The organism is Thioclava arctica (assembly GCF_040892615.1).
Lineage (GTDB): Bacteria > Pseudomonadota > Alphaproteobacteria > Rhodobacterales > Rhodobacteraceae > Thioclava > Thioclava arctica.
The window spans coordinates 50,901-74,109 of sequence record NZ_JBFRYC010000007.1 but is presented as its reverse complement, the minus strand read 5'-3'; the positions used below and the strand labels follow the sequence as shown (position 1 = coordinate 74,109).

The following is a 23,209-nucleotide window of genomic DNA, read 5'->3' as shown; positions in this document are numbered from 1 at the left end:
AAGGATGCCCTACAGGCTTTTCACGCCTGTTTTCGATCACTTGCCAGCTGACAATCTGCTGACAATCCCAGTCAGCGGCGTGTCAGGCGACTCGTGTCATCAATGCTGCATCAGAGACGGCAAACACGCCTCTCGCAACGTCGATATGGAGCAAGATAGCATGAAACGTACAATCCTTTTCACGACCGCACTGGCAACCACCGTTGGTTTTGTCGCACTAGGCGCCGCCCAAGCATCGGGCAAGTCCGACAACAACGAATACGGAAACGCGTTTCGGAACGCTTACGAGTTCGTCTCAACCAAAATGTCGGACGAGAGCAACACGTACCGCGAACGCAATGAGTACACGCAGCGGAAAGAATACCGCGAACGCGACGAGTACCAAGAGCGGGAAAATGACCGGAACAGCGAAAGCCACGGCGAAGACGGAAGTGATGGCGACAGCGGCGAGGGCAGCGACGACTGATCACAGCGCCGACACTGAGATGCCCCGGAACAGCGCAGCTGCTGTTCCGGGGCGATAATCTGAGGCGTGGTGCATCATCGGCCGAATGGCGACCTACGCCGTCGTTCGGCGGTTCTTCGCCTATTCTTGGCAGGCGACCTTGGTGGGTTGATCAGGATCAATGGAGTGGCGGCGCGGCCATGTGAAACTTGATCTTCGGAAACAGATATCAGGAAAGGACAAAGGTTATGAAACTCGCTATGATTTCAACGTTTGCGCTTGCGATGAGCATCACTGTTCCCAACATGGTTGTGGCGCAGGACCAAACTCAGGACCGCGACCAACTTCAAGATTGCGGTTCCTTGGGGGCAAGCGATTGCGCCGATCTGTTAAGGATTCGAGATCAGCTTAAAGATTGCGATGGTGTGTCATCGGACGCCTGCACCACGCTTTTGCGCGAACATGATCGTTTGCAGGCATGTGCCGACCAAGTTCAGGACAAGGACCAGACCAAGGAGCAGGCCAGAGACTGCGCCCCGGATTCTGCAGGTTCGGGCGGCTCCGGTAACAATTGATTTTCAGCGGTGCCGGTCAGATCGCTGTGATCGGCACTTCTTTCCCTAACACAAAGGTAGAGACCAAGATGCCCAAATACATTTCAATTCGCGGCTTGGTGGCCGCAACCACAGTCATGGCCGCATTGGCAACCGGGACGGTCGTTCTGGCGGATGGTGACTCTGAAAATGACGACATGATGCAGGTCATGCCGTTGGGGTATGGACCCTATGGTAGCGGCGGAATGGGCATGATGGCGCGCCCGGTTGATACAGACGGCGACGGGTTTATCAGTGCGGCTGAGGCATCGACACATGCCAGTGTTGGATTTGCCCAATTTGACGCTGACGGAAGCGGCCAGATCAGCGAAGAGGAGTATATGGACAGCGCACCGTCGTCCATGCCGATGGGGCGCAGGAATGTTGAGCGGCTTTATGTCAACCGCGCCGTGCGATTCAAAGATATGGACGCCGATAGCGATGGAAATGTGACGCTGGCCGAGTTCATGGCAAAGGCGCAGGCCAGTTACGAAGCTGCGGACGCCAACAAAGATGGCAAGGTCACCGTCTGGGAATTCCGTGCGCAACAAAACCCGTTCTGACCGGACGCCCTGTCTGCACCAGCCTTTCCCCTGCTGCGTGGCGATCTCTTGATCTGCCCGCGTAGCGGCGGAATTTCATGCAAAACACGACGTAGCCCAGATTGAAAAAGGAATAATCCCATGTGTGATAACCATATTCCGGAACCGCAGTGCCAACATAACCCAAAGCCAACGGCCATTGGCAGACGCAAGTTCGTCAAACTCGCCGCGCTTGGCGGCGCGGTCAGTCTATATAACGTGATCACCCCATCTGCGGCGCGGGCCGCAACAACCGATGCCCTGCTGCTGAGTTGCATGGATTACCGTCTGATGGATGACATCGTGCGCTACATGGACGGGCGGGGCATGACTGACAAATATGACCATGTTGTCCTCGCGGGGGCGTCGCTTGGGGCGATGACCGATCAGTTCTCGGAATGGGGCAAGACGTTCCGGGATCATCTTCAGGTTGCGATTGACCTGCACCAGATCAAACGGGTCATCATCATGGATCACCGCGATTGCGGCGCTTACAAGACCATCCTCGGCGAGGATTTTGGCAAGGATCCTGCAAAGGAAACGCAGGTCCACACAGAATATCTCACGCTGCTGGCAGCAGAGATCACGACACTTCATCCCGAACTGCAGATGGAAACATTGCTGATGAACCTCGATGGCAGCGTCGAGCCTATCGCGATCTGATTGGGGAGCCTCCGCGATGAAACGTCCAACAACACCCGCGATCAAAGTCTGGGATCCGTTCGTGCGCGTCTTCCATTGGTCTCTCGTCATGGCCTTTCTGGTCGCCTACTTCATCGAACCAGAAGACAGCACCTTGGCGGTTCATGTCTGGGCCGGATATGTTGTCGGCGGACTGATTGTCCTTCGCATTATCTGGGGGTTTGTGGGGGCTCCGCACGCGAGATTTAGCGATTTCCTGTTCGGTCCTTTTACCGCATTTCGGTATCTGCTGAGTTTGTTGGGCGGTCGTTCAAAACGCTACCTTGGCCACAGTCCCGCAGGGGCGTGGATGGTCTTTGGGCTACTCACAGCGCTGTTGATCACAGTTCTGAGCGCGATGGCAGTTTATGCTCAGGATGAGAACAAAGGGCCGCTGGCAGCTATATTCGCCTCTTCGGGCGATATGCCGAGCGGGTTTTCCATCGTGACTCCGGCCCGTGCGGATGTCGGTGAGGAGGATGACGACGATGAAGGTATGCGGGGCGAAGGGGGCCAAGGTGAGACGTTCAAGGACCTGCACGAAGTGGTCGCCAATCTTACTCTGATCCTTGCTTTGTTGCACATCGGCGGCGTTTTCCTTGCGAGCTTTGTCCACAGAGAAAATCTGGTTCGTTCGATGGTGACGGGTCGAAAGAGACCGGAGTAGGCGTTTGGCCAGGTCAGGCGTTAATAAGACCGCCTGCCAATTGAGATCATTCCGCAGACCTGCCGGTCCATTTGGTTCTCGGCAGGGTCAGCCCTGTCTTTCCATTCGGTAAGGGGGCAGCGCCGCACACGAAACTCCACTCAGCAAAGCGTTTCTGCCCACTGTTATGTTGATCAGCCCCACCTGAGTGGTCCAGAGTGATTGTTAGGGCAGGATTGGCCTGCGCTCCATCGTGACGATACTTTCGGGCGCGGGCGGCCGGTATCGTTCGATCAGGATCTGTGCCGCGCGCGGCGTCGAGAAGACCCCACCGTTCAGCAACGCGTCCCGGAACCGAGCATTGAAGCTCTCGCAGGAGCCGTTTTCCCAAGTGATCCTGATGCGATGAAGACCGTTTTGGCGCCATTGTTTGACCTTATGACCTCAGGCGGGCCGCGTGAGGCCTGAACAGATCGCTCAAGGCGTCGACCATGTTGACGGATTTAAGCTTGCGTTTGACACGGATAACCAGCGCCTCCTTCGTGTACGCGTCACTCGCCTATGGCTCGACAGTGGCTTGTTCGCAAGCCACGAGAGGGTCGCTTCGGAACTTGCCGCGCCCTTCACTCTCGGTATTTGGCAACAAACTCCGCCGCCGAGAGCGTGCGGAAATCGGCGAGCGCGTCGCGCAAGCGCGCATGGTCCCAGTCCCACCACGCAAGCGCGAGCAGATCTTGCACGACGTCTTCGGGAAAGCGCAGCCGCAGTCGTGTTGCTGGCACGCCTGCCACGATCGTGAAGGGGGCTACGTCTTTGGTTACCACCGCGCCAGCGGCCACGATGGCCCCGACACCGATACTCACCTCGGGCTTGATGATCGCACCATGCCCGATCCAGCAATCAGCGCCCAGCGTGGTTCGACGCGCGGCGCGCTGATCGAAAAAGTCCTTCCAATCCGGCTCATCATCGAAATAGGACCGCGAACGATAGAGGAAATGGTGCTGCGCCGCGTTGCGCCACGGGTGATCGGTCGGGCCGATCCGGGTGAACGCCGCGATATTGGCAAATTTCCCGACGCTGGTATTGGCAATGTCGGCAAAGCGGTCGGCATAAGCGTAGTCACCGAAACTCGAATTGAGAACGCGGCACCCCCGACCCAATTCGCAATAGCGGCCGAAGGTCGAATTCTCCACCTCGCAATCGGCGGATATTTGGGGCGTGTCGGGGGATAGCTTGGGCATGGGAACCTCGGGTCGGGTGGGGTTAAAAAGCGTGGAGAGGACCGTTGGAATATAGAAATCTATCGGTGCGGGCAGCGTCGAAACTGGCGCTTGCCTGTCCAAGGGGGGGCGTAAAGCTCACGCTTGGCATCGCTTCATCCTTTGATGAAACGCCGCCGGATCCAGCCGGACACGCTATCCATGGCCATGACCGTCAGAACGATCAGGATCACATAATAGCAAACCTCTTCCCAGTCCTTTTGGGTCAGGATCGCTTGTGTCAGCAACAACCCGATCCCGCCCCCCACCAAAGCGCCGATCACGGTGGCCGAGCGGGTGTTGGATTCGAGGTAATACAGAAGCTGTGAGAGGATCACCGGCGCAAGCTGCGGGAGCACCCCAAAGCGCGCACGTTGCAGCGCGTTGGCCCCGGTCGACCCGACGCCCTCAACCTGCTTGTCATCGATGTTTTCGAGCGCTTCGGAAAACATTTTTCCGAAAGTGCCGGTATCGGTCATCAAAATCGCAAGCGATCCGGTCAGGGGGCCGGGGCCAAATGCGCGCGACAAGATCACCGTCCAGATCAACCCATCCACCCCGCGCAAAAAGTCGAAAACGCGTCGCAGGCTTAGCCGAAGTGCGACGAGCGGGGTAAAGTTGGTGGCCGCCAGAAAGGCCAGCGGCAGCGCGATCATGCCCGCCCCCATCGTGCCCAGAAATGCCATCAGCACGGTCTCGCAGAGCGCCCAGAAGACGTCGCCATGATGCCAGACCTTATTGTTCCAAAAATCGCCAAACATCGCAGACAGGTTCGACATCTCGGGGTTCACCCGCTTGCCCGAAATGGCCAGTTTCGCAAGCTCGACGACTGACTTACCCGAGAACGGGCTGTCGAGCGTGAAAAAGAACATCTCCCAGCCGGGGAAGTAGCGAAAGGTCTCGGTTCTGCTTGGTGTCATCGAGAACCGCCAGTCGCCGCGATCCATCGACACCCGGTTGCGCGCCGCCGAGATCCAGTCGGGCATGGCGCGGCCCTCGGGCAGCGTAAGCAGGACATGCCGTCCCTGTAATGCGAGCTGGATCATGCCAAAATCGGGCACGTCGACCTGTGCTGCCTTGGACGTGTAGGTGACATGCGCGCCATGGGGCAATGTGATCTGCGTGAGAGAGCCGTCGCGCGCCACCCAATCGGGCGGCGCGTCTGCAAGATAGGTGCCACGGCGCTCTCCCTCGATCGCGACGGTAACCTTGTCGGAGCGGTTGTCGCGCGTGACATGCGTCTTGTAGGACCAGAAATCGCCAAGCAGCACGGCGGCGTTTTCGGGGCGCGCCTTGGCGGCCAGACCGGGAATGTCAAAGGCGAAAAAGACATAGACCAGATAGGCCAGAACTGCGGCGATCCCTGCAAAGGACCGGAGCCGCCGCGCCCGGAAAACCTGATCAAGCCCTGCCAGAGCAAGGCCGCTGGGTTGGTCGGTGCTCAACAGGCTCATATCCGGCCCTCCGTGGCCTTTGCGCCCCGTACCAGTCGCCCGCGCGCCCGGTCCGAGATGTGATCAACAATCACGATGGTTGCGAAGAGCAACGCAAAGATCGCAACCACAGCGTCATAGCGACCTTGTCCCCATTGCAGCGCGGTCTTGAGATCATAACCGATCCCGCCCGCGCCCACGAAACCTAGGATTGCCGAGGCGCGGATATTGATCTCAAAGCGCAGCAGCGCGTAGGACGACCAGTTCGGTGCCACCTGCGGCAAAACCCCGAACCACATACGCTGCACCCAGCCAGCCCCGGTCGAGGCCAACCCTTCAACCGGTTTGAGATCGGCATTCTCGGCAACCTCGGAAAACAGCTTGCCTAGCGCGCCGGTGGTATGCAGCGCGATCGCCGCCATTGCAGGCACCGGCCCACCGCCCAGCAGATAAATCAGCACCAGTGCGACGACGATTTCCGGCAAGGCGCGCATCACATCCATGGTGCGGCGAAAGAGGGGAATGGCGCGCGGCCAAGGTGCAAGCCCATGCGTTGAGACAAGTGCCAGCACCACCGCGCCCAACCCGCCCAGAACGATCGCAAGCGCCGCAATATTGAGCGTTTCAAACAGCGACGGCAAATACCGCCAAAGCAATTCGGGAAACCGGCGCCATTTGGTGATGGCTTCGGAAAATATCTCGCTTGGGAAATCGAAAAAACGATGCAGCCCCGCAAAGAAGCCACCCGCGTTGCGTGCATCCGCCGTGCGAAAGCCCGACACCATAAGCGCCACGAAGATCGTCAAGATAATTGCGCTGTAAAGACGCTTGCGACGCACCAGTGCAAGATAGTCTTGGCGCGATAGGGTCGTGGCGTTGGTTTCGGTCATGGGCTTTCCAAAAACAATGGGGCCGGCGAGGTGTCCCGCCGGCCCACAGGGGGCAGGGCTTACGAGCCCTGTTCGATCTTGGCTTTGCGCACGTCGATGATGGAGTCGTAATAGGACGGGTCAATCTTGACGAAGCCTGCCGACTCGCCGCCAGCCGCGTTATAGAGGCACTCGCTATCCTTGTCCTTGAGCGTCAGCATGACCTGTTCGGCCTTTTGCTTGATGTCCTCGGGCAGGGCATTGCGAATGACCAACGGGCCATTCGGGATCGGCTTGGAGCGCCAGATTTCGACGATATTGTTCATGTCGATCAGGCCGGAATCGACGGCCTTGCGCAGGGCTCCGTTATTGTAGCCGTCTTCCCAGTTGCCCTGTCCATCGGCCCAGGTCACGCCAGCGTCGATATCGCCATTGTTGACCGCGACGATGGTCTGCTCGTGACCGCCGGTGAATTTCACCTCGCCGAAATAGTCACCCGATTTCATCGAATGGCCCGTTTGCTTGGGAATTTCGACCGAAGGGATCAAATAGCCCGAGGTCGAATTCGGATCGCCAAAGCCAAAGCTATGGCCCTTCATGTCGTCAAGCGACTTGATGCCCGTGTCTTTGCGCGTAAAGCCCACCGAATAGTAGACAAACGAGCCGTCAGGGTTGGCCGTCGTCGCAAAAGGTGTCACCGCACCCGGATCATCCAGTGCGATCTTGGCATAGCCCGAAGCACCCAGAATCGCGAAGTCGATCGTGCCGCCGATCAGGCCCTGCAACACGCCGTCATAATCGGCCGGGGTGAACAATTTGACCGGCACGCCCAAGGCGTCGGACATGTAGTCCACCAGACATTGGTTGTTGGCGATACGGTCTTGCGCGTTCTCGCCGCCCAGGATGCCGATGTTGAATTGTTTGATCTCTTGAGCCTGCACCGCGCCCGCAAGGGCGGTGGTCGCGGCCAGAATGGCAAGCAGCTGTTTCATGGTCGTTCCCTTTGGTTTGAATGGCCCGGCAGCCGGGCCGATGGTTACTCAACCGTCCAACATGGCGGCTGCGTATTCGCGGTCATCCCCCAGCGCCTCGATTGCCGTTGAGGTGGCGGATTCAGAAAAACTGGCGTCAGCGCCGTAGATATCGCGCGCGACTCCGGTGGTGAGTTGGTCGGGGCGACCGTCAAAGACCACGCGCCCGTCGCGCATGCCGATGACGCGGTCGCAATAGCGACGCGCAGTGTCGAGCGTGTGCAGGTTGGCTACGACCATTCGACCGTCTTCGACCTGGATCCGTTTGAGCGCATCCATCACCACTTGGGCGTTCATCGGATCAAGCGAGGCAATAGGCTCGTCGGCGAGAATGATCTGGGGGTCTTGCATCAAGGCGCGCGCAATCGCGACGCGCTGCTGTTGGCCACCCGACAGCGCCTCGGCGCGCTTTGTGGCCTGTTCGGCAATGCCAAGCCGTTCGAGGATTTCGAGGGCGCGACGAATATCGGCCGCGCTCCAGAGATTGAGCAGGCTCGATAGCGTCGAACGCTGCCCCAATAGCCCGTGCAACACGTTTGAGACGACATCCATCCGCGCCACGAGGTTGAACTGCTGAAACACCATCGCGCAATTGGTTTGCCACTGGCGCTTTTCGCGCCCCTTGAGCGAAAGAACATCGGTTCCGTCAAACATGACATTGCCCGTAGTGGCATCACCAAGACGGTTGATCATGCGCAACAGCGTCGATTTACCAGCCCCCGAGCGTCCGATGACACCGACAAAACCGGGGCCTTCCAGCGTCAGAGAAACAGTTTCAACCGCTGCCTTCTGGCCAAAAAACTTACTGACGTTGCGGAGTTCAAGTTTCATGTTTCCACCCATGCAATGAGGGGGGAAGTAGACCGCGCATGTGACGGATCTGTTACCGAATGACGACGCGTTTGTGATAATCCGAGAGCGAGGTGGGGCGGCGGTTCAGCGTTGCATGGCGCTTGGGCGACAGTCGTGCGACCTGTTGGCTCTTTGGCTAGTTTTTATACGGATGATAGCCGTCGGTGAGGGTGTTTAAAAAAGCGATGATGTCGGCTTGCTCGGTCTTGCTCAAAGCGGGCGCATCACCGCGTTTCCGCCCGAAGGGCGCATCAGTGACATCAATATTGCTGTGATAGCGACGGGGCAGGTCATTGAAAATCTGAACCTTGCCGGACTTCACTGGATAGATTGCTTGTGGGTCGCTATCGCGCCTTGCGTAGAAATCCAACACATCTTGTAGGCTGGTATAAACCCCGTTGTGAAAGAAAACATGCCGGGTCGCGACATTGCGCAGCGTCGGCGTTTTGAACAAGCCGCAATAAGATGTTTGTCTGGACGTTGCATCATGGCGCATCGGCCCGCACAGACCAAGGTCATGCCAATTCGGATCCGCATTGGCGGGGATCCTGGAATTGCGCGGCACCCCGAGCGCTTCATATTCGAAATCGGTAAAAAGGGGCGGTGTGCCGTCTTTTGCTGTCGTGTCGAGATGGCAGGCCGCGCAATTGCCCTTTGTGGGATCGTTAAACAATGCCAGCCCGCGCGCCTCTGCTGGGCTAAGACGAGCGTGGCCGGAAAGATAGGCGTCGAATTTGCTTGAAAAGGCGTGAAACGAAGGGTCCTCGATCTGATAACGGGCAAGCGCAAAGGCGGCCTCTGAAATCAGCATCGGCTCGTCGCTCAGCACATTTGCACCAAACAGGGCAGCGAGGCGCGCGCCATAGCGCGTCCGCAAGACCTGAGCGAGCGCGGGGCGAGTATTGGCCATCTCGAAAGATGTAAAAAACGGGCCTTCGGCTTGATCCTCAAGCGTGTCGGCCCGCCCGTCCCAGAACAGCCCACCGCGGGGAACGGGTGCGCCCAGCGTCGTCTGCCCCGCTAATTTCTTGGGCGCTGAGGGCAAATGCCCCAATGACGCGGGTGCGCTGGCATCTGCGTTCTGGCCCTGCGCGGCGACCAGTTCGGGCGAGGCCTCATTTTGTTCCAATGAGGGATCTTGCGGCCCGATGGTGAAGGCTGGGGTGAGAAATTTGTAGCTGAGCGTTGGCACCGCGCGCCGCCCAACCCGGTCAAGATGTGCGCCCCCCGGAACGACTGGGGCAGTTCCATCAGGGCCATAATGATTGCGCGGATCGTGACAGGACGCACAGGACAAACGGCCACTTGCGGATAGCGCGGTATCGCTGAACATGTCGCGCCCGATCATCGCCACGGCGCTGAGGGGGTGCGTCAGCGGGGCGGGCTTGGGGGCCGCAATGGCGGGCAGGTTTGCGCCATAGGCGAGATTGCGCCCCCCTGAGAGGGGCAAAAAGACGCTGGCTAGCACGAGGCCAGCCAGCGCTACAGTAAGGATGCGCCTTTGGGGGAAGATCCTGGGAGTGATCGACATGCGCATCCCTATCTCCTTACGAGTGAACCGGTTCGCCCGTTTTGGGATCAAGGATCAACGGCTTGGCCGCGCCCTTGGCCCAGTCAAACATCGCGTCGATCGAGCCTGAGGCCGCATCGAACGATCCTGCGCCAAGGCGCGACCCACCCATCCAGTTATCCTCGATAAAGCGCAGGACCGAGGTTTGATCGGTCAGCGTATGATCGACATGGTTTGCTTTGGCATAAGGCGAGATCACGAGGAACGGTTGGCGCGTGCCATACCCGCAACGACCCTGCGCCGGTTTGCCGTTGACGCCCGGAAGCGCTACGCCCGTGGTGCCGCAACGATCGCCATTGAGCACGTCATAGCCTTTGAGAGGGATATTCGAGGGGTTGATGACGGCCGCCGCGTGATCATACCAGCCATCAGAGTCATCATAGAGAACGATGATCGCGGTATCGTTCCAGAATTTCGACTTCCCGACAGCGTTCACTGCCCGCACGATGAAATTCTGACCATCAAGCGGGTCCGAATAGCCCGCATGACCATCCTCAAAGCCCGATGCCTTGAGGAAGCTGACCGCAGGCAAATTGCCCGCCTTGAGCGCGCCATACCAGTCAGTGATATCATATTGGTGGTTCGCGCCGCCATCCTGCGAGGTGCCAACCGCCGCGAGCGAAGACGGGCGTTTATGCGTTGGGTTTGCCGTTGAGGGGTAATACTGGAAGGGCTGGTGATGTGGGATATAGTCCACGATGCTGACATGGGTGACGTCCGAGGTCGTCTTGCGGTCGCATCCGGTGGTGCCGTTCGCATTGGTTTGGCTCAGATCGAAGCCACCCTCGAACCAGCCCCAAGTGAGGTTGCGCGCGTTCAGCATGTCTCCGATATTGGGCCCGCTCATCAAGGTGGTCTTGCCTTTGGAGCAGACGTCTCCTGTCGGATCGAGGTCGGAAATCATCGTCCAGCCGCCATTGCCGTCAGGAACCACACGGCCTTTGTCATAAGTTCCGTCCGCTTCAAGTTCGCGCCCCGGCGGCAGGATCGCACCATTGGTCTGCCCGGAAACAAGGTTGATCGCGCCCGGGGTCGACGGGCCAAAGGTGGTCGAGAAAGCATTGTCATTCATCGAGAAGCTTTGGGCATAGTTCCAAAGTGCGGTAACAGTGTTGCCATCGTAATACCCCATCACCTGACCCTTGGTGCCAAACGATCCGGCCCCCCCCTTTGAGCCGCGTCCGGTATTGGCGGGGAAAAGATCCATCCGGCCATCGTCAAAGGCGGCCTGTTCGGCGGTGTAGCCATGGTTCTGGTCCGCCGAGGCGGCTTGGGTGCGATCCAGACGGAACGGGGCAGCGGCATCTGCGCCATTCTTTGCGTTTGATCTGTTGGGATTGGCCTGCAGCAAACCTGCCGAGGTCAGCGTATTGACCTGTGGCGTATCCGCTTTGGCCGTGAATGCTGGCTCTCCGTCGGGATTTGCGGCCTTGGGATAGGTTCCGAAATAGTGGTCAAACGAGACGTTTTCCTGGAAGATCACCACGAGGTGCTTAATCGGTGTAGCGGTGTTGGTGGCGTCGCCCGCTTGTGCAGACGCAGCGGCGCAGGCCAATGCGAGCGCACCGAGGCACACCGTTGAACGGAATTTGGTGGTCATGGACTTTCCCTCATATTTGGCAGCCTGCCGCTTGAATGGCGACTTCGGGCATGACCGTTCGCTAGGGGAGGGATTTGACAGTTCCGTGACGCCTTTCATCACAAGGCCTCACGGCTGGGTGAGGCGGCTGCCTACTCACAAAGATGCGTTCATCAAGTGAGTATTTGGTGATTGAAATGGCGCAGGCTCTGTAGAGATGCCGTTATCCGCGGGACATTTCCCTTAGCCTCCCGGTTTTCGCAGCCGCATCTTTGGTGGCCTCACCCGCCGACTTTGCAGGTTTACGTTTGAAATATAGCGTCCTGTGTCGCCAATTCGGTTTCGCGCCAGTCGCCCGTGAGTGGGGTGAACAGATATGGTGTGGTATTGGCGGGGGTAGGGCCGTGCGCGGAGCCGCAGGTCAGGTGACGTGCTGCACGAATGACGCCGGAATGCGCGACCAGAACGGGCAGGGCGCCTGCCGCCTCAGCTTGGGCCTGCGTGATCGCGGCCGCGACACGCGCGATCATGTCGGCCCAGGGCTCACCCTTGTCGGGAGTGGCCTCTCGCGGTGGTGCCTCGGCAAGGGGGCGCCCCTCGAAGACGCCCCAATCGCGTTCGCGCAGCCCGTCCAGCGTGATCAACGGACGTTGTGGAAACGCCAGCTGCGCGGTCAGTTGGGCACGTTGCTGCGGGCTGACGAACAGGACGATTTCCTCGGGCCACTCCCGGTCTGACAAGGAGTGCGCGGCGCGCTGCCCCGCCTGTGTCAACTGCGCCTCGATCCGACCTGCGATCCATCCCTCGCGGTTTGCATTGGTCTCACCGTGACGGATCACGACGAAGGGCAGGTCTGGCAGGGTCATAGCGGGCATCTTTCATTGAGCAGGATTTCGGCCGGGAAGCGTGGCTCAAGCAGGTATTGCTCGGGCTGGGCGCAGAATAACGGGGCTGCGCGGCGCGCGCCAAGGTGGCGGATCATTTCGATCTGGTCCGAAAGCGGAGGGTGCACATTCCATCGCAAGAACCGCCCGCCCTGTGCTGCAATCGCGCGTGCATGTGCCGTCATATGCCCGGTGAAAACGACGATCGCATCCTGACCAAGCCGACCTGCCTCATGCCAGTCGCGCACGATTTTCTGCGCCATGCCACCATCGGCATTGGGCGTGTCGCAAAGCAGAAACTGCGCCGATTTGTCAAAGCCACGGGTCAAAAGCGGTGCGAGCGCTGCGGATTGTGGGGACAGGCTGCCGCTTTGGATCCCATCCTCAATTGCTTCGCGGCAGGTGTCATCGAAAGAGACGTCGCCGTGGCGCATCAAGTGCAGCGCCAATTCCCCCGCGCGCCCCGATGGCGGCACAGGGAACAGGAACTGCCGCGCGTCAGTTTGCGCCAGCATCTCGTCCAGCGCGGTGCGACGGGCGGTCTGGGGAACATCATCGAGTTGATAAGAGGCGTCAATCAGCGCGGTTGCGGCAGGGGGCGGCGGGTCAAAGGCAAACCAGGTGCTTTCTTGCGACCAATCGCCGGAAAAGAACAGCCCGTCGCCCAGATCGAAATGAAACCAGACCCCGCCCAAAGCGTGACCATTGCGCCCGGTCGTGACCGTCACGCCAGCAACCCGCGTCTGCCCCGTCTCGGGCACGAGCACCAGATCGGCCCCCGGCGGCAGGGCGCGCGCGGTTTGCGCGGTGCAATGGATCGGCAGACCCGCAGCAATCGCATGCGCGGCCCCGCCGATGTGATCGATGTGGTCGTGAGAGATGAAGACACGGTCGGCCCCGTCCAGCCATTCGGGATGGAATGGTGAGGTTGCCTCGGGTCCGACACCGACGTCGAGAACCCAAATTTCGCGCCCGGTCCAGAGCCGGATGCAGGCGGGGCCTTTTTCGCCAAGCCCTGAGAGGACCTCGACCCAAGCGGTGGTTGTTGAGACCTGATCACGCATCGGCCAGCGCCTTTTGCAAAACGACGTCGCCGTCGGGATCACGAAACGCCCAGAGATCGTGCAGCCTGACGCCGACCGTTTCACCAATCGCGGCGCGCTGGGCGCAGAAGGCCACCAGCGTCTCGCCCGCCGCATCCATCTCCAGCCGAAAACGCCCCCCCAGATAGGTGCAACTGGTCACGCGGGCGCGCAGCGGGGCGTCATCGGCCAATGTGATCGACTCGGGGCGGATGCTGACATGGCTCGGCTCGGGGGCGGCGCTGCGCGACACGACATCCTGACCCAGCACGTTCAACACAAGGCCCGCGCGCTCGGCCCGTCCGGTTATGCGGGCCGAGACCACCGCGCCATCGCCGACAAACCCCGCCACAAAGCAATCGGCGGGCTCGCGATACAGAGTCTCGGGCGCCGCGAATTGGCGGATTTTCCCCGCATTCATCACCGCCACCCGATCGGCCAGCGCCAGCGCTTCGCCCTGATCATGGGTCACATAAAGCATGGTCGCGCCCGTGCGACGGTGAAACAGTCTGAACACGTCCTGCATCGAGGCCCGCAGCGCCAGATCGAGATTGGCGAGCGGCTCGTCCAGCAGAACCGCGCGCGGTTCGAACACAAGGCAGCGCGCCAGTGCGACCCGTTGCCGCTGCCCGCCCGACAATTGCGACGGCATCCGGTCGGCAAACGCGCCAAGCCCGGTGAGGGCCAGCGCATCGGCCACGCGGGCCTGACGTGCTGCGCGGGGAATGCGGCGCACCTCAAGCGGGTAGGCGACATTGTCGAACACCGATTTATGCGGCCACAGCGCGTAGGATTGGAACACGATCCCGATCTCGCGATCCTCGGGCGACACGAAGCGCCCGGCACCGACGACCGTTTCGCCCCCGACCCGGATCTCACCGGCGCTGGGGTGTTCAAACCCGGCGGTCAGGCGCAGCAGGGTGGTCTTGCCACATCCCGAAGGGCCAAGCAGCGCCACGAACTCGCCCGAGGCGATCTGCGCATTGATCGCATCCAGCGCAGGCGCGCCGCCAAACGTCTTGGATAGGTTGGAAAATGTCAGCTCTGCCATGGGATGACCCCTTTCGGAAAACGGCGCGCCCCGGCTTGCACCAGCCCCATGAGCGCAATGATCAGACAGACGATCGACATCGCCAGAGCCGAGGCCATGACCGTCTCGCCGCTGTCTTCGAGATTGTAGATGACCACGCCCAGCGTTTCGGTCCCCGATGACCACAGCAGGGCCGAAACGGTCAGTTCGTTCACCGCCGTCAGGAACACAAGGATCGCGCCAGCCGCTGCCGAGGGTGCCGCAAGCGGCAGGACGATGTCGCGCAACCGCCGCCCCAGATGCGCACCAACGCTGGCTGCGGCCTCTTCCATCGCGGGATCAAGCTGGGCGATGCTGGCTTGGATCGGGCGCAACATGACGACGAAGAACCGCGCGAGATAGGCCATCAAGATGATCCAGATCGTGCCGTAAAGCGTCAGATCGGTGAAGGGCAGGTTGATGAAGGTCAGAATGCAGGCAATCGACAGCACGACGCCGGGAAGCGCGTAGGGCAGGTCGATCAGCGCATCGAGAATCTGGCTGAAGCGATTGGCGCGGCGCTCCATCAGCCAGGCGAGGGGCAGGCAGATCGCCAGCAGGATCGCCGCCGCCGTGATCGCGAGAAACAGGGAGTTGGCATAGGCGCGCCGGGTGACGGGCTGCACGAACAGGACCTCGATCCACGCTTTGAGCGTGGCAGTGTGGAAGGTCAGGGGCACGCCATAGGCCGGGATCAGCGAAGTCGCCAAAAGCGCAAGCAGCGGCAGCGCGAGGATCGCAAAGATAAAGACCCACATCGCGATCTCGACCGGCAATCGCGCCCGCCCAAGCGACAGCGCAAGCGGCGCGCCAGACAGGCCGACCAGCCCGAAGCCCTGACGCTTCAGCACGAGACGGCTTAGCAAAACACCAAGGATCGCCACCGCGCCGATCAGCAGCGACAGCACAGCGACTTCGGACAGAACCGAGGGCCCCATGCTGACAAGGCGTTGATAGATCAGGGTCGGCAGCGTTGCGTAGCCCGCCGGAATGCCCAGCATCGCGGGAATGCCGAAATTGCCCAAGGCGGTGACAAAGGCCATCGCGCCACCCGCGATCAGCGATGGCATCGACAGCGGCAACACCGTCTGCGCCCAGACCCGCACCGGCCCCGCGCCCGACATGCGCGCCGCCTCGACCAGCTCGGCGGGGATCATGCGCAGCCCCGCGCGCAAGGTCAGAAACACCAGCGAAGCATGCTGAATCCCCAGCAGCAAGATGATGCCGCCTGCAGAATGCAGCGGCTGCGGGCTGCCCAAGGGTGGCGCAAGGCCCAGCATCTTCAGGATCGTCGAGGATGGCCCGGCCATCTGCATCCACGCCAGCGCGGTAATCTGGGGCGGGATCATCATCGGGATCATCAGGCAGAACACCAGCGCCCCCTTGCCGCGTATATCGGTCAGCGCCACGAGAAAGGCAAAGCCCGCCCCGATCAACACCGAAAGAAGCGTGCCGCCGCCCGCTGTGATCAGCGAATGGCGCAGCGCGGTGGCGGTGGAGGGGCGCGCAAGCACGCTTGTGAGGTGGTCCGTGGTCAGCCCGTCGCCAAAGCCGATCCCCTCCAGCAGCAGTCGCAGAACCGGCCCGAGCGCGATCAGTGCGACGGGCAGCAGCAACAAAGGCAACAGCCGGTCCAGGGACCGGCTGCCACCGCTTGCAGTCGTGGCTTTGCTCATTGGACGCCGAAGATCTTTGCGAACCGCGCCTTGTTGGCATCGCTATCGGCCAGCGCCTTGGCGGGGTCGAAATCCATCAGCTTGATATCCTTGCGCGCGGGGAAGCCTTCGGGGCTTGCCACACCGTTGCGCGCGGGGATGTAGCCCATTTTGGCCACCAGTTTCTGGCCGTCTTCACTTAGCAGGAAGTCGACGAATTTCTGCGCGGCATCCATGTGCTTGGTGCCAGCCATGATTGCCACCGGCTCGGTGACGTAGGAAACGCCTTCTTTGGGAAAGACGAAATCGACCGGCGAGCCTTGGGCCTTCGCGCGCAACGCCAAGAAATCGACGAGGACACCGTAGGGCTTTTCGCCAGAGGCCACGGCCTTGAACGTGCCGCCATTGCCACCCTCGGCGCGCGTCTTATTTGCCGCCAGCGCCTCGTAATATTCCCAACCCAGCCCCTTGGTGTTGGTCAGGGTTGCGAGATGGATCAGCGCGGCCCCGGAATATAGCGGCGAGGGCATGGCCACGAGATTGGCCATTTCCGGCTTGGCAAGATCAGCCCAAGAGGTCGGCACGCTCGGCGCGCCCGTATTGTAGACGATCCCGGTCGTGATCAGCTTGGTCGAGTGGTAATAGCCATCCGCGCTGTAAAGCGCCGGGTCGTAAGCGGTTTCTTCGGGCGAAGCATAAGCCGCAAGCTGACCCGCCTGCGCCATGCCCTCCAGCGTTACCGTGTCTGCGATCAGCAAGACATCGGCCTGCGGCTGGCCTGCCTCCAACTCGGCGGCGACGCGGGCCATCAGCTTGGTCGTGCCATCGCGCACCCATTCGACATCGATGCCGGGGTTTGCTGCGGAGAACGCATCAACGGTTTGTTGCGCATCCGCATTGGGCTGCGAGGTATAGAGCGTCAGGGTCTCGGCACCGGCAAGCGAGGGCAGGGCCACGGCAATGACGGCGGCCAGAAGGAAACGGGACATCAGCTATCTCCAGATAGGTCGGGTTGCGTTCGAAAGGGTGTGTGCTGCCCTTTTCACGGCTCCCTAACGGGTTCGTGTGACAGTTCTGTTAAGTTTCGTTAAGGAACTTGCGCCCAGGATCGGCCACCGCCTCGGTGAGTGTTGAGGGTGAGTTGCATCGCCATGCTCGGCGCGCTTATCACCACGGCGCGCTCTTTCCTGCGTCAAGCGGCGCGCCATCGCACTGCCCACCACGCCCGCACCGAGAATGGCGACATCAAAGCCTTGTTCATCGATACCGGCTTGATGACGCTGATCTTTGTCGAGGCGATTGCCAGCGCCCATACTGGCAGCCGGGCGTTTCTGTTGGGGGGCAAATTCAGCGGCGATAATAGCCAGGCCGTGGGATCGATGGGCTGACTCAGATCCGCGCCTTTCGGGCCGATCACGCGGTTCTCACGATGGGCACGCTTGACGCGCGCAGCGGGGCGATGGATTACACTCTCGAAGAGGCGCAGATCGCACGCGCGATGATTGAGCAATCCAATTGCGTGATGGTCTTGGCTGCCAGCTGGAAATTTGCGGCCCTCGCGTCATTTTCGGTATGCCCGGTTAGCAAGATCGACCGTCTGGTGACCGAGGCCGCGCCCCCTCAAGAGACGCGCGCGGTGTTCGAGACGGCGGGCGGGATGCTGGTTTTGCCGCGTTGAGCGCTATGTAATGTGAAGCCCCGATCACAAGAGGGGGCAGAGAGGACGCAATTTGGACCACCCTAATATCCCGATGTTTTTCCTGCATATCGCGGGGGCGGCAGCACTGTTGATCTGGTCGGTGCGTCTGGTGCGCACTGGGGTCGAGCGCGCGTTCTCATTGCAATTGCGTCGCTGGCTGCGCTGGTCGGCGGGCAGTCGGGTGCTGGCGGCGGCGTCGGGGATGAGCACGGCGATCTTGCTGCAAAGCTCGACGGCGGTGGCGCTTCTTGTGTCCAATTTCGTTGCGCGCGGCACGATTGCGGTGGCGGTGGGATTGGCGATTTTGCTGGGTGCGGATGTGGGCTCGGCGATCGTGGCGCAGCTCTTGCTGTTGCGCCAAACCTTCTTGCTGCCGCTGCTGTTGCTGGTTGGGGTTGCGATGTTCCTGCGCGGCCATCAGCGCCGCATCCGCCAGACCGGGCGTATCCTAATCGGGCTGGCTTTGATCTTTGTCTCGCTGGCGATGATCCGCGAGGCCACGACGCCGCTGGTGGACAGTCAGGGGGCGGCGAATGTGATGGCCTATCTGGCGCGCGATACGGTGACGGCCTTTGTGATTGGCGCGGTGTTTGCTTGGGTCGTGCATTCCAGCGTGGCGGCGGTGTTGCTGTTCGTGACGCTGGTGTCGCAAGGCCTGTTGCCCCCCGAAGCGGCGGTGGCGATGGTTCTGGGGGCCAATATGGGCGGCACGTTCATCGCTTTCATGCTGACCTTGACCGCCCCGATTGAGCCGCGCCGCATGATCGTTGCGAATTTCGTGTTGCGCGGCGGCGGGGCGGTGATGTTATTGGCGCTGATCAGCAGGCTGTCCTTGCCGCTTGACTGGCTGGGCCATAGCCCGGCGCAGCAGATCATCAATTTGCATCTGGCGTTCAACATCGGTCTGGCGCTGTTGGCGCTGCCGTTGACCGGGGTGGTGACGCGGCTGGCAGGCACGCTGATGCCCCCGCGTATGGACCCAAGCGCCGGGATCGGCCCCACCAGCGCGCTGGACCCGGCAGCGCTTGCTAGCCCCGAGCGCGCGCTGACCTGTGCGGCGCGCGAGGTGATGCATATGGGCGAGACCGCCGAGGCGATGCTGCGCGCGGTTCCGGCGCTGTTTGTGCAATGGGATGACGTGCTTGCCGCGCGCATGGTGACGGATGAAAACCACGCCAACAAAACCTTGATGGAGGTGAAGCTGTATCTTGCCAAGCTCAACCAGGCCGCGCTGAGCGATGAGACCAGCACGCGCTCGATGGAGCTGTCGAGCAATGCCGCAAACCTGTCTGCCGCGGCCGAGATGATCTCGCGCAACATGGTCTCTCTGGCGCGCCGTCTTGATAGCGAAGGGGTGCGCTTTTCCGAGCAGGGCTGGAAAGAGATCTGCGATTTTCATGACCGGGTGTTGGCCAATGTGCAGCTTGCGCTTAGCGTGATGATGACGCAAAACCCCGATGAGGCGCGCGAGTTGGTCGAGGAAAAAGACGACATCCGCGCGCTCGAACAACGCCTGCAGCGCGCGCATCTGATGCGTCTGCATGAGGGCGCGGGCGAAAGCATTGAAACCAGCAATATCCATCAGGAAACGCTGCGTGCGCTTAAGCAGGTCAATACCTCGTTCGCGACCGTCGCCACGCCGATCCTGTCGGAAACCGGCGATTTGCTAAGCAGCCGTCTGGCGCATCGCAATTAGGCGCTGCGCCAGCGGGCAGTTGGCTTGACGCAGACGGGGCGATGACGGCTAAATGCCTTCAGTCCAGTTTCGTTCGCATTTAGGTCCAGTATGACAGTCCCTGCCGAGACCTTCTTCCTTGCGCCCGATCAAAGCGGCACGCTGCAACAGCGCATTCAGCAGATGGTCGCCGAGGGCATTCTTGAGGGGCGCTTTCGCGCGGGCGACAAGCTGCCCTCAAGCCGTAAACTCGCCGTGCATCTGGGCGTCAGCCGGATCACGGTGACGCTGGCCTATACCGAACTCGTGGCCGATGATTATCTGACATCGCGCGGGCGCTCGGGCTATTTCGTGTCTGATACCGCGCCGCGCCAGCCTGAATTCACCCGCCCATCCGGGGCGCAAACGGACAGTGTGGATTGGGCGCGCGTGACAGGGCAGCGCTTCACCAGTCAGCGCAGCTTTCCCAAGGCGCAGAACTGGCGCAGCTACGAATTCCCCTTCATCTATGGGCAGACCGACCCCGAACTGTTTGATCATCAAAACTGGCGGCACTGTGCGCTGCGCGCGCTGGGCAAGCGCGATTTCGACGTGATGGCGGGCGATTATTACGAACATGACGACCCGATGCTGATCGAATATATCGCGCGCAACATTCTGCCACGACGCGGGATTTCCGCCCATCCAAGCCAGATTTTGCTAACGCTGGGGGCGCAAAATGCGCTGTGGTTGTCGGCGCAGGTTTTGCTCAATAGCCGGCGCACGGCGGCGCTGGAAAACCCCTGCTATCCGGGGCTGCGCAGCGTGCTGGACCAGACCCGCTGTCGCAGCGTGCAGATCGACGTCGATGAAGACGGTCTTCCCCCTGAGGCGCTGCCCGAAGATGTCGATGTGGTTTTCACCACCGCCAGCCATCAATGCCCGACCAATGCGACGATGCCGCGCGCGCGGCGTGAACGGCTGTTGGCGCTGGCAGCCGAGCGTGATTTCGTCGTGGTCGAGGATGATTACGAATTCGAGATGTCCTTTCTCAAGGCCGCCTCGCCCTCGTTGAAATCGCTGGATCGCGAGGGGCGGGTGATCCATGTCGGCTCGTTCTCCAAATCGCTGTTTCCAGGGCTGCGGCTGGGCTTTCTGGTGGGCTCTGAGCCCTTCATCGCTGAGGCGCGCGCCCTGCGCGCCACCGTCTTGCGCCACCCGCCCGGCCATGTGCAGCGCACCGCCGCCTATTTTCTGGCGCTGGGCCATTATGATGCGTTGGTCAACCGGCTGCATCAGGCCTATCGCCGCCGTCGGATGTTGATGGATGAGGCGATCACCGCGCAGGGATTGCAGGTCGCGGGGCAGGGCGCGTTTGGCGGCTCCAGCTTTTGGATGCGCGCGCCCGAGGGCATTGATACCCGCGATCTGGCGGAACGGCTGGCCGCGCGCGGGGTGTTGATTGAACCGGGGGCTGCGTTTTTTGACGAATCGCAGGGACCGTGCCCATTCTATCGCCTCGCCTATTCCTCGATCCGCAACGCGCGAATCCCCGAGGGCATTGCGCTGATCGCCCAAGAAATTGCCAAAACTGGACTTAAGTAGCCTGTCCGGCTGGCCCTAATCAGTCCCGCTGCACCACGTCATAGATCGTGCGGAAGGGGCGCGTATTCAGGCCCCAAACCCGAGATCCCAAGGAGCCTATGCCATGAAGATGACGACCGAAGAGGCCTTTGTTAAAACCTTGCAACTGCATGGGATTGAACATGCTTTTGGTATTATCGGATCAGCCATGATGCCAATTTCCGATCTCTTCCCGGCGGCGGGCATCACCTTTTGGGACTGCGCGCATGAATGCAATGCGGGGATGATGGCCGATGGCTTTACCCGCGCGAGTGGCAAGATGTCGATGATGGTGGCGCAAAACGGCCCCGGCATCACCAATTTCGTCACCCCCGTGAAAACCGCCTATTGGAATCACACGCCGCTCTTGCTGGTCACGCCACAAGCGGCCAATGCCACGATCGGGCAGGGCGGCTTTCAAGAGGTCGAACAGATGCGGCTATTTGCCGATATGGTCGCCTATCAGGAGGAGGTGCGTGACCCGTCGCGCATCGCCGAGGTGCTCAACCGCGTGATCCTCAAGGCCAAGCGCGCCTCAGCGCCCGCGCAAATCAATATCCCGCGCGATTTCTGGACCAAGGTGATTGATATCGATCTGCCCAAGGTCGTCAGTTTTGAGCGCCCCACGGGGGGCCAAGACGCGATTGCACAGGCCGCAGCCCTGTTGTCGCAAGCGAAGTTTCCGGTGATCCTGAACGGTGCGGGTGTCGTGTTGGCGGGGGCTATTCCTGCCTCAATTGCGCTGGCAGAGCGGCTGGATGCGCCGGTTTGCTGTGGCTATCAGCACAATGATGCGTTCCCCGGCTCGCATCCGCTGTTTGCGGGGCCGCTGGGTTATAACGGGTCCAAGGCGGGGATGGAGCTGATCGCCAAAGCCGATGTGGTGCTGGCACTGGGCACGCGGCTGAACCCGTTCTCGACGCTGCCGGGCTATGGCATGGATTACTGGCCCAAAGACGCCGCGATCATTCAGGTCGATCTCAACCCCGACCGGATCGGGCTGACCAAGCCGGTGGCGGTGGGCATTGTTGGTGATGCGGGCAAGGTGGCGGATGCGATTTTGGCGGAACTGGCGACAGATGCGGGCGATGCCGGGCGCGAGGCGCGCCGCGCGCTGATCGGGCAAACCAAATCGGCTTGGGCGCAGCAGCTGTCCAGCATGGATCACGAGGACGACGATCCGGGCACCACTTGGAACGCCCGCGCGCGCAACGCCAAGCCCGATTGGATGAGCCCGCGCATGGCGTGGCGTGCGATCCAGTCCGCGCTGCCAAAAGAGGCGATCATCAGTTCCGACATCGGCAATAATTGCGCCATCGGTAACGCCTATCCGAGTTTCGAGGCGGGGCGGAAATATCTGGCGCCGGGTCTGTTCGGACCGTGCGGCTACGGCTTGCCTGCGATCATGGGGGCAAAAATTGCGCAGCCCGATATGCCAGTCGTGGGCTTTGCGGGCGACGGCGCGTTTGGCATTTCGATGAACGAGATGACGGCGATCGGGCGCAAGGAATGGCCTGCAATCACGATGGTGATCTTCCGCAACTACCAATGGGGCGCGGAAAAGCGCAACACGACGCTGTGGTTTGACGACAATTTCGTGGGCACCGAGCTGAATGAGGGCGTCAGCTATGCCGCCATCGCCAATGCCTGCGGCCTCAAGGGGGTGCAGGTGAAAACCATGGACGATCTGACAGCCGCGCTAGATGGCGCGATCAAGGCGCAAAAAGCAGGCCAGACGACCTTTATCGAGGTGCTGATCAATCAGGAACTGGGCGAGCCGTTCCGCCGCGACGCGATGAAGAAACCGGTTGGCGTCGCCGGGATCAACGCTGCCGATATGCGCCCGCAAACCGGCGTTTGAAGCAAAGGCACTTTTGGCGGGGCTTTTGACGGGGCGCCTGTGCAATTTGCAAAACTGGCCTTATCTGGCGGGCACAATTGGCACTACGCAGTTTCGCCGCAGCGCGGAAAGATCAGCGCTTGATCCGCCGCGCCCTGCGGCCC

General features: G+C 60.9%; 22 protein-coding genes and 1 pseudogene. 10 read left to right on the top strand and 13 right to left on the bottom strand.

All coding sequences use genetic code 11. The annotated features are described in order from the left end of the window. Positions 1-160 precede the first annotated feature (160 nt). From AB4874_RS12695 to AB4874_RS12675, 5 genes are all read left to right on the top strand, one after another. Positions 161-466 carry a hypothetical protein gene (locus AB4874_RS12695; protein ID WP_368392255.1) on the top strand — a complete coding sequence of 102 codons (306 nt, stop codon included), beginning with the start codon at positions 161-163 and terminating at the stop codon, positions 464-466. A gap of 227 nt (positions 467-693) precedes the next feature. Beyond that, on the top strand, positions 694-1,020 hold the full coding sequence (locus tag AB4874_RS12690) for a hypothetical protein (RefSeq protein WP_295532735.1): 327 nt from the start codon (positions 694-696) through the stop codon (positions 1,018-1,020). Positions 1,021-1,088: 68 nt separating this feature from the next. After that, complete coding sequence (locus AB4874_RS12685) at positions 1,089-1,601, top strand: EF-hand domain-containing protein (protein ID WP_368392254.1); 513 nt, start codon at positions 1,089-1,091, stop codon at positions 1,599-1,601. Positions 1,602-1,721: 120 nt separating this feature from the next. Further along, positions 1,722-2,282: a carbonic anhydrase gene (locus tag AB4874_RS12680; protein ID WP_368392253.1), complete on the top strand. Its 561-nt coding sequence runs from the start codon at positions 1,722-1,724 to the stop codon at positions 2,280-2,282. A 16-nt stretch (positions 2,283-2,298) separates the two neighbouring features. Further along, complete coding sequence (locus AB4874_RS12675; protein ID WP_368392252.1) at positions 2,299-2,967, top strand: cytochrome b/b6 domain-containing protein; 669 nt, start codon at positions 2,299-2,301, stop codon at positions 2,965-2,967. A 204-nt stretch (positions 2,968-3,171) separates the two neighbouring features. Here the strand turns inward: AB4874_RS12675 and AB4874_RS12670 are convergent. The 13 genes and pseudogenes from AB4874_RS12670 to AB4874_RS12610 all read right to left on the bottom strand — a co-directional run. Further along, positions 3,172-3,499: pseudogene (locus AB4874_RS12670) on the bottom strand (integrase core domain-containing protein); the annotation flags it as partial. 70 nt (positions 3,500-3,569) lie between these two features. Then, a complete protein-coding gene (locus tag AB4874_RS12665) occupies positions 3,570-4,187 on the bottom strand; it encodes an LbetaH domain-containing protein (RefSeq protein ID WP_368392251.1) in 618 nt (205 codons plus the stop codon). A gap of 134 nt (positions 4,188-4,321) precedes the next feature. Further along, positions 4,322-5,659: a phosphonate ABC transporter, permease protein PhnE gene (gene phnE / locus AB4874_RS12660; RefSeq protein ID WP_368392250.1), complete on the bottom strand. Its 1,338-nt coding sequence runs from the start codon at positions 5,657-5,659 to the stop codon at positions 4,322-4,324. Continuing rightward, on the bottom strand, positions 5,656-6,528 hold the full coding sequence (gene phnE / locus AB4874_RS12655) for a phosphonate ABC transporter, permease protein PhnE (protein WP_368392249.1): 873 nt from the start codon (positions 6,526-6,528) through the stop codon (positions 5,656-5,658). The genes phnE (AB4874_RS12660) and phnE (AB4874_RS12655) overlap by 4 nt, the downstream gene beginning before the upstream one ends. A 59-nt stretch (positions 6,529-6,587) precedes the next feature. After that, complete coding sequence (phnD, locus tag AB4874_RS12650; RefSeq protein WP_368392248.1) at positions 6,588-7,499, bottom strand: phosphonate ABC transporter substrate-binding protein; 912 nt, start codon at positions 7,497-7,499, stop codon at positions 6,588-6,590. A 48-nt stretch (positions 7,500-7,547) separates the two neighbouring features. Beyond that, positions 7,548-8,369 carry a phosphonate ABC transporter ATP-binding protein gene (gene phnC, locus AB4874_RS12645; RefSeq protein WP_368392247.1) on the bottom strand — a complete coding sequence of 274 codons (822 nt, stop codon included), beginning with the start codon at positions 8,367-8,369 and terminating at the stop codon, positions 7,548-7,550. 157 nt (positions 8,370-8,526) lie between these two features. Beyond that, complete coding sequence (locus tag AB4874_RS12640) at positions 8,527-9,921, bottom strand: cytochrome-c peroxidase (RefSeq protein ID WP_368392246.1); 1,395 nt, start codon at positions 9,919-9,921, stop codon at positions 8,527-8,529. A 16-nt stretch (positions 9,922-9,937) separates the two neighbouring features. Further along, positions 9,938-11,560 (bottom strand): phospholipase C, encoded by a 1,623-nt coding sequence (locus tag AB4874_RS12635; protein ID WP_368392245.1) that lies wholly within the window; start codon positions 11,558-11,560, stop codon positions 9,938-9,940. 281 nt (positions 11,561-11,841) lie between these two features. After that, entirely contained in the window at positions 11,842-12,405 is a 564-nt protein-coding gene (locus tag AB4874_RS12630) for a histidine phosphatase family protein (RefSeq protein ID WP_368392244.1), read from the bottom strand. After that, complete coding sequence (locus tag AB4874_RS12625; protein WP_368392243.1) at positions 12,402-13,487, bottom strand: MBL fold metallo-hydrolase; 1,086 nt, start codon at positions 13,485-13,487, stop codon at positions 12,402-12,404. The genes AB4874_RS12630 and AB4874_RS12625 overlap by 4 nt, the downstream gene beginning before the upstream one ends. After that, positions 13,480-14,556, bottom strand: a complete 1,077-nt coding sequence (locus tag AB4874_RS12620) for an ABC transporter ATP-binding protein (RefSeq protein ID WP_368392242.1) — start codon at positions 14,554-14,556, stop codon at positions 13,480-13,482. Before AB4874_RS12620 ends, AB4874_RS12625 begins: the two co-directional genes overlap by 8 nt. Further along, positions 14,544-16,250, bottom strand: a complete 1,707-nt coding sequence (locus AB4874_RS12615; protein ID WP_368392241.1) for an ABC transporter permease — start codon at positions 16,248-16,250, stop codon at positions 14,544-14,546. Before AB4874_RS12615 ends, AB4874_RS12620 begins: the two co-directional genes overlap by 13 nt. Then, positions 16,247-17,218 carry an ABC transporter substrate-binding protein gene (locus AB4874_RS12610; protein ID WP_368392240.1) on the bottom strand — a complete coding sequence of 324 codons (972 nt, stop codon included), beginning with the start codon at positions 17,216-17,218 and terminating at the stop codon, positions 16,247-16,249. Before AB4874_RS12610 ends, AB4874_RS12615 begins: the two co-directional genes overlap by 4 nt. 162 nt (positions 17,219-17,380) lie before the next feature. Between AB4874_RS12610 and AB4874_RS12605 the strand changes: the two genes are divergently transcribed. The 5 genes from AB4874_RS12605 to xsc all read left to right on the top strand — a co-directional run bounded on the left by AB4874_RS12605 (position 17,381) and on the right by xsc (position 23,066). Further along, on the top strand, positions 17,381-17,617 hold the full coding sequence (locus tag AB4874_RS12605; RefSeq protein WP_368392239.1) for a hypothetical protein: 237 nt from the start codon (positions 17,381-17,383) through the stop codon (positions 17,615-17,617). Between the two features lie 41 nt (positions 17,618-17,658). After that, positions 17,659-17,907, top strand: coding sequence for a DeoR/GlpR family DNA-binding transcription regulator (locus AB4874_RS12600; RefSeq protein ID WP_368392238.1), 249 nt, complete (start codon positions 17,659-17,661; stop codon positions 17,905-17,907). Between the two features lie 52 nt (positions 17,908-17,959). Further along, complete coding sequence (locus tag AB4874_RS12595) at positions 17,960-19,624, top strand: Na/Pi cotransporter family protein (protein ID WP_295532718.1); 1,665 nt, start codon at positions 17,960-17,962, stop codon at positions 19,622-19,624. A 90-nt stretch (positions 19,625-19,714) separates the two neighbouring features. Further along, positions 19,715-21,187: a MocR-like pyridoxine biosynthesis transcription factor PdxR gene (gene pdxR / locus AB4874_RS12590; protein WP_368392237.1), complete on the top strand. Its 1,473-nt coding sequence runs from the start codon at positions 19,715-19,717 to the stop codon at positions 21,185-21,187. Positions 21,188-21,290: 103 nt separating this feature from the next. Further along, positions 21,291-23,066 (top strand): sulfoacetaldehyde acetyltransferase, encoded by a 1,776-nt coding sequence (xsc, locus tag AB4874_RS12585; protein ID WP_368392236.1) that lies wholly within the window; start codon positions 21,291-21,293, stop codon positions 23,064-23,066. Positions 23,067-23,209 lie beyond the last annotated feature (143 nt).